The organism is Myxococcus sp. AM011, assembly GCF_013372595.1.
Lineage (GTDB): Bacteria > Myxococcota > Myxococcia > Myxococcales > Myxococcaceae > Myxococcus > Myxococcus eversor.
Genome location: NZ_JABXEM010000021.1, coordinates 57,373 through 64,243, shown reverse-complemented (window position 1 = coordinate 64,243; position 6,871 = coordinate 57,373). Strand labels below are relative to the sequence as shown.

At 69.2% G+C, this 6,871-nt stretch carries 5 protein-coding genes; 3 read left to right on the top strand and 2 right to left on the bottom strand.

The window, feature by feature from the left end:
• Positions 1 to 232 precede the first annotated feature (232 nt).
• Positions 233 to 787 (bottom strand): transposase family protein, encoded by a 555-nt coding sequence (locus HUW62_RS06775; RefSeq protein WP_240357190.1) that lies wholly within the window; start codon positions 785 to 787, stop codon positions 233 to 235.
• 988 nt (positions 788 to 1,775) lie between these two features.
• On the opposite strand from HUW62_RS06775, the gene HUW62_RS06770 reads away from it, so the two are divergent.
• The 3 genes from HUW62_RS06770 (at position 1,776) to HUW62_RS06760 (ending at position 5,299) form a co-directional block, all read left to right on the top strand.
• On the top strand, positions 1,776 to 3,167 hold the full coding sequence (locus tag HUW62_RS06770; protein WP_176433918.1) for a glutamate decarboxylase: 1,392 nt from the start codon (positions 1,776 to 1,778) through the stop codon (positions 3,165 to 3,167).
• Positions 3,168 to 3,375: 208 nt separating this feature from the next.
• Positions 3,376 to 3,894 (top strand): MarR family winged helix-turn-helix transcriptional regulator, encoded by a 519-nt coding sequence (locus HUW62_RS06765; protein ID WP_176433917.1) that lies wholly within the window; start codon positions 3,376 to 3,378, stop codon positions 3,892 to 3,894.
• Positions 3,881 to 5,299: a S41 family peptidase gene (locus tag HUW62_RS06760; RefSeq protein WP_176433916.1), complete on the top strand. Its 1,419-nt coding sequence runs from the start codon at positions 3,881 to 3,883 to the stop codon at positions 5,297 to 5,299. The genes HUW62_RS06765 and HUW62_RS06760 overlap by 14 nt, the downstream gene beginning before the upstream one ends.
• Before the next feature lie 10 nt (positions 5,300 to 5,309).
• Here the strand turns inward: HUW62_RS06760 and HUW62_RS06755 are convergent, their stop codons facing one another.
• Positions 5,310 to 6,782 carry an MDR family MFS transporter gene (locus HUW62_RS06755; RefSeq protein WP_163868862.1) on the bottom strand — a complete coding sequence of 491 codons (1,473 nt, stop codon included), beginning with the start codon at positions 6,780 to 6,782 and terminating at the stop codon, positions 5,310 to 5,312.
• Between the last annotated feature and the right edge of the window lie 89 nt (positions 6,783 to 6,871).

Sequence of the window (6,871 nt, the reverse complement as noted above, 5' to 3'; positions counted from 1 at the left end):
GGGTGAGGACGCCGATGACTCCGTGGCGAAACACCGCCACCGCCTCGGCGTGGGACTTCGGGGTGAGGCTCTTCATTTCGCGCGGACTTCCCGTCCCCCCCTCATCCCGGCATGGGCCTCTTGGGAGGGCAGACGCCTACCGTCCCGCCATAGGCAGGCCTTCGAGGACGGGGCTTGTCGGGTGGGACGGACTTCTAAAGCGGGGCGAGCCGAGGGACGCGGAGCGAGTCCCTCAGCGAGCGCGCTCGGCCCCCCGGAAGGCACAGGCGGACAGCGATGGCGGTCCCGTCCCCGGTAGCGCGAAGGCGGCGACTGTCGACGCCGCTCGTGCGGCCACCGCTCGCGCCGTCCAGTCCGTGGGCGCCAAGCGCACGCAGCAGAGCAGCCTCCCGCGCCTGGCCTCCCCGGCCCAGCGGCGGAGGGAGTCCCAGCGCCCGGCGCTCCCCGGCCCCACCACGTCCCACGGACTCACGCGCCTGCGCACCGCCGCAGCCGTCAGCGACTCGAGGCCCCACAGGGCGAGCGCCCAGGCGATGGCTGCGAGCGAATACAGCTTCCTGGCCAGCACCTCTGCGGGCACTACCGTCTGCGACACGCCGCACGCACGGCAGCGGTAGCGTCGCACGCGCAGCTCCACGAGGACGGGCGACGCGCCAGCGTCCAGCGGCCCGCGCACCTGGCGGCTCCGGCTGCCATGCCCATGAAGCCCCAGCGGCCCTCCCACAGGGCGGCTCGCCGCGCCGCAAGCGGCGCAGCTCGCCGGGCGTACCGCCGACACGGACGGCATCTGTGCCGCCCAGGACTTGACGCCGACGCGCGTCCGTACGACTCCTTGGGTGCCTCGCTTCTCTCTCACACGTCAAGCGGGGCGCTCGACCTGTGAGCGTGTTGGCGCACGCTCCAGGTCACCTTTCTCGCACGCGAGCTGGCGAACACCGCCGCGCCCCGTCCTCTCAGCGCCCCGGGGACTACCTCACGCAGCGTGGCGCGCCAGAATCCGGCTCGCTGCTGGACTCCGCGCGACCTGCAACATCCCTTCCCGGCAACCAGCGCGCTCGTCGCGACCGCGATCTCCATCAACCACTTCGCTCAGCAACAGTGGTCGAAGGGCACGCGCCTGACGCTCGCTCCTCGCCGAAGCAACTGGCATGGCCGTGCGTGAAGAGGCCCTCGGAGTTGACCCCCGCGGAGACCGTGACGTCGGCGCGCATCGAACTGGACAAGGAAGCTTCGCGAGTCGTCGCATTGACTCGGCGGTTCTGCGAACTCGTGCGCTCGCGGGGCGTTTCACGGAGAGCAAGGCCAACGCGGTTCTGCAGGTCCGTCGAAGCGTGGTTGGGCGAGGCGCGTGCGTGCGGGGTCCGCGCGGTGGAAACCTTTGCGGAGGGCCTCGAACAGGACGGCGATGCTGTCCGGGCCCCCCCAGGCTCAGGGACACCTCGCGAGTCCCTCGCTCCCTGGCGGCCACGGCGCCCGACCGGAGCACCAGCTCCCCGAGGTACTTGAGGGCGAACGCCCCGACGTCCCGAGATACATGGCAGGGCGAAGGCGCATGAGCCTCCGCATTTCGTCCCCCATCCCGGACATGCCCCGACTCTAGCAGCGAGGGCCTCCACGCGACTCCCATCGCCAACGACAACCCGCATCCTCCAGGCGGAGCGGACGGCTGCCCGGCGGCTCGCCCCTCTCCTGGAGACGACGCCCCTCCGGGCGGGTGACGCCATCTCACGTCCCAGTGATGCCTTCACCGTGCACCGCCGCGAGGAGAGAGACACATGCCCCTGCATGGCAAAGATGAAGTCCGGGACCGACTGAACGATGACGTCTACGCCTCGCCGGACCTGTCCGTCCCGATGCCGAAGTATCGCATCCCGGACGAGGAGCACAGCGCCGAGCACGCCTACGCCGTCGTGCACGACGAGCTGCTGCTGGATGGCAACTCCCGGCAGAACCTGGCCACCTTCTGCCAGACCTGGTCCGAGCCCCAGGTGCACAAGCTGATGGATGAGTGCCTCGACAAGAACATGATTGATAAGGACGAGTACCCGCAGACCGCCGAAATCGAGACGCGCTGCGTGAACATGCTCGCTGACCTGTGGCACGCGCCGTCCGCGTCCACCGCCATGGGCTGCTCCACCACCGGCTCCAGCGAGGCGGCGATGCTGGGCGGACTCGCGCTGAAGTGGCGCTGGCGCAAGCGGCGCGAGGCGGAAGGCAAGCCCACCGACAAGCCCAACCTCATCTGCGGGCCGGTGCAGATCTGCTGGCACAAGTTCGCGCGCTACTTCGACGTGGAGCTGCGCCAGGTGCCGCTGGCCAAGGGCCGCATGGTGATGACGCCCGAGGAGGTGCTCAAGCTGTGCGACGAGAACACCATCGGCGTCGTGCCCACGCTGGGCGTCACCTTCAACCTGCTCTACGAGCCGGTGCAGGAGATCGCCGCCGCGCTGGATGACCTCCAGAAGCGCACCGGAATGGACATCCCCATCCACGTGGACGCGGCCAGTGGCGGCTTCCTCGCGCCCTTCATCCACCAGGACGTCGTCTGGGACTTCAAGCTGCCGCGCGTGAAGTCCATCAACGCCTCCGGCCACAAGTTCGGCCTCACGCCGCTGGGCTGCGGCTGGGTGGTGTGGCGCGACAAGGAAGACCTGCCCGAGGAGCTCATCTTCCGCGTGGACTACCTGGGCGGCGACATGCCGACCTTCGCGCTGAACTTCTCGCGGCCAGGCGGGCAGATTGTCATCCAGTACTACAACTTCCTCCGGCTGGGGCGGGAGGGCTACCGGCGATTGCAGCAGTCGTGCTCGGACACGGCGAATGTCATCGCGAAGGCCATTGAACAGATTGGCCTGTTCGACATCGTCTACGACGGTCGGGGCGGCGTGCCCGGCGTGTGCTGGAAGCTGAAGGACGGAACGAATCCAGGCTTCACCCTCTACGACCTGGCGGACCGGCTGCGTGAGCGCGGCTGGCTGGTGCCCGCGTACCCCATGCCCGCCAACATCGAGGATCTGGTGGTGCAGCGCGTGCTGGTGCGCCACGGCGTCAGCAGGGACTTGGCCACGCTGCTGGTGACGGACCTCATCGCCTGCATCGAGCACTTCAAGCGCCACCCGGTGAGCGCGCCGATGACGCGGGAAGAAGCGTCCGGCTACCACCACTGAGCGACTGTCGCCGTGAGAGACGGGAGCGTGTCCGAGGGGGGCACGCTCCCGTCTTACGTGTCAGCGCGCGTCGCTCCGACGGAGGAAGTCCTTCAGGGCGTCCATGGAGCGTGGGTCGATGGTGCTCGGGTCGGCGGGGGGCCGGGTTCAGGGCCTGCCATTCGCGACGTCCTTGCGCCGCGAAACTCCGTAAGTAATAACGGAGTTCATGGACCCCCTCAAGAAGCAGGGCACCCTGGCTTTCGGGACGCGCTTGCGGCGGCTCGTGGAGCGGATGGACCGGGACGTGCTCGCCCTCTACCGCGCGGCGGGCGAGCGGTTCGAGCCTCGCTGGTATGCGGTCTTCACGACGTTGCGTGACTCCGGCCCACTGACGGTGGGCGAGCTGGCTGTGCGGCTGGGCATCACCCACGCGGCGGTCAGTCAGGTGCGCACCGCGCTGGAGCGCGAGGGCCTCATTCTCAGCAAGGCGGACCCGGAGGATGGCCGCCGCCAGCGTCTGCTGCTCAGCGCGAAGGGACAGCGGACGGCCACGCGCCTCGCGCCGCTGTGGGCCGCCATCGCCCAGGCGGCGGACGAGCTGCTGCGCGAGGGCGCTCCCTCGCTGATGGCGCAGCTGGATGGATTGGACCAGGCCCTGGACCGGCGAGGACTGCGTGCCCGGGCCGGGGAGCGGCTGGGACTCGACACCTCGAATGACACCGGAGACTCCGATGAAGATGCCTAGGCCGTGGCTCGCCGTCCTTGCCTCGCTGCTTCTCCTGGGTGGAGGCGCCTCTGCCCAGTCGAAGGCCGCCCCTCGCATGGCGCCCACGCAGGGGCGGCTCACTCCGGCGGAGTCGGGCGGAGGTGCTCATCCCCATCCGGCGATGGCTCCACCCCAGCCGCCCTCGCGCGGGCCTCTCACTCCAGCGGAGCTGGCCACCGCCCTGGACTCCATCGAGTCGGCCATCCAGCGCTCGTATGTCTTCCCGGAGAAGCGCGCGGTCATCCTCGAGCGGCTGGCTCGAGGCCGGAAGTCCGGGCGGTACGCGGGCAACACGCCGGGCCAGCTCGCGGAGCACATCACCGAAGACTTGAAGTCGGCCAGCGGAGACGGGCACCTGTACCTGATTCACGACCCCGCCTGGTTCGCCGCGCAGCAGGCCGGCCCGAAGTCTTCCGCGGGCGACAGCGCCGAGGCGTTCCACCGGAAGCAGGCCCAGCGTCAGCACCACGGCCTGACGGAGCTGAAGGTCCATCCAGGCAACGTGCGCTCGATGAAAGTCACCGGCTTCATGTGGGTTCGCGACGAGACCGGCGGAGCCTATGACGACGCGATGCGGTTCCTGCGCGACGGTGACGCCCTCATCATCGACCTGCGCGGCAACGGCGGTGGCTCGCACGCGGCGGTGCAGTACCTGGTCAGCCACTTCCTGGCGCCTGACACGTTGTTGATGACGTTCCAGAGTGGCACCCAGCCGCCGGCGCAGTCGCGCACGCTGGAGCACGTGCCCGCGGGGCGCCTGACGGGCAAGCCGCTGTATGTCCTGATTGATGGCCGCGTGGGCTCCGCGGGTGAGGACTTCGCGTACGACGTGCAGCAGTTCAAGCTGGGCACGCTGGTGGGCACCCGGACGGCGGGCGCGGCGAACAACAACGCATTGCTCCCGGTGGCCCCGTGCTTCCAGTTGAGCGTGTCGGAAGGTCGCCCCGTCCATGCCGTCAACCAGTCCAACTGGGAGGGCACGGGCGTGGGGCCGGACCGGGAGGTGCCCTCCGCCGAGGCCCTGGACGTCGCCCTGTCCATGGCACTGGAGGGCCTGTCCCAGCGCTCCGGAGCCACGGCCCCGGAGCTGGCCGAGTACGCGTGGGCGCGCGTCGGCCTGGAAGCGAAGCTCCTGCCCGTGTCGCTCTCCCCGGCGCGACTCAAATCGTTGGCGGGGCGCTATGGCGATATCGAGGTGAGCTTGCGTGACGGGAGCTTGTGGCTCGTGCGTCCAGGCCGTCCGCCCAGCCGGCTGGTGCCCATGACGGAAGACGGCCTCTTCGCCGTCGAGAGCTCGGACAGCTTGCGCGTGAGGTTGCCGGGCAAGGCGCTGGAGCTGTTCTGGGTGACGGAGCCCGCCCCTCGTGTCTTCGCGCGGGGGTAGGGCGCGCGCTTCAGTGCTGCGCGGCGGTGGCCTCGGCGGGGACGGGCGTGCCCGCGTTGCGCTGGACGCGCGGGAAGAACAGGCCCGCGATGAAGGCGCCCACCGCGAAGAGGCAGATGAGCCAGAAGTTGACGGTCAGCCCCGACGTCAGCGCGCCGCTCAATGACCTCAGCATCGCCTCCGGAATGGCGGAGTGGCTGCGCTCGGGGCCGAGCAGCGCGTTGGCGGCCTCGATGGGAATCGTCGGGTCCGCCAGCAGGCGCGACACCATCACCCCGCCCATCAACCCCACGCCCAGCACGCCACCAATGGTGCGGAAGAACATGTTGCTCGCGGTGGCCACGCCGCGCAGCTCCCAGCCCACGCTCGTCTGCACCGCGATGAGCAGCGCCGTGGACGCGAAGCCCAGGCCGACGCCGAACAGCGCCATCGCCACCTGGAGCGCGAGCAGGGGCGCGTCCTGCTTGAGCAGCAGCGCCATCAACGTCGTGCCCACCACCGTCAGCGCCAGCCCTCCGACGATGAGCGGCCGGAAGCCCACGCGCAAGAGCAGCTTCCCCGCGAACACCGCCGCCAGCGGCCAGCCGACAATCATCGGCGTAATCATGCCGCCCGCCACCGTGGGAGAGCTGCCCAGCACCGCCTGCACGTACAGCGGCACGTACGTCGTCGCTCCGAACATCGCCGCGGAGAAGAGCGCTCCTGCAATGGAGGAGATGGCGATGGCGGGGTACTTGAAAAGCGTCATCGGGATGACAGGCGCGGAGGCTCGGCGCTCCACCTGGACGAAGGCCACCAGCAGTCCCAGCGCGACCGGCAGGGCCCACAGGTTCATGCCCACGCCCTGCACTCCGAAGAGCAGCGCCACCACACCGGCGCACAGGAGCGCCGCGCCCGCATAGTCCAGCTGCTGCGGTTTGCGCTGCACCCGCTCGTGGAAGAACGTGACGATGAGCGCGAAGGTCAGCATCCCCACCGGCACGTTGATGAAGAAAATCCAGTGCCAGCTCAGGTACTTCACGATGAGTCCGCCGGTGACGGGGCCCACCAGTCCCGCCACGCCCCACACCGCGCTGAAGGCCCCCTGCACCCGGGCCCGCTCCTCCATCGTGTACAGGTCCCCAATCATGGTGAGCGCCACCGGCTGGATGGCCCCCGCACCCAGGCCCTGAAGCGTCCGGAAGGCGATGAGCATCCCCATGGACGACGCCAGCCCGCTGGCGATGGAGCCCACCAGGAACAGCCCGATGCCGAACAGGATGATGGGCTTGCGACCGTACAGGTCCGCCAGCTTCCCGTAGATGGGCACCGTGATTGTGGAGGACAGCATGTACGCGGTGAAGACCCACGCGTAGCTCTGGATGCCACCCAGCTCCCCCACCACGGTGGGCATGGCGGTGGACACGACTGTCACCTCCAACGCCGCCATGAAGAGACTCAGGGCCAGGGCCACGGTGGTGAGGGGACGGTGGGTATTTCTCATGGTGTCCGGCGTCGAAGAGGCCGCCCACTTCTAATGGGAGCCCTCCGGGGGTGCCAGCATCAATCATTCCGCGTACTTGGAAAGACCAG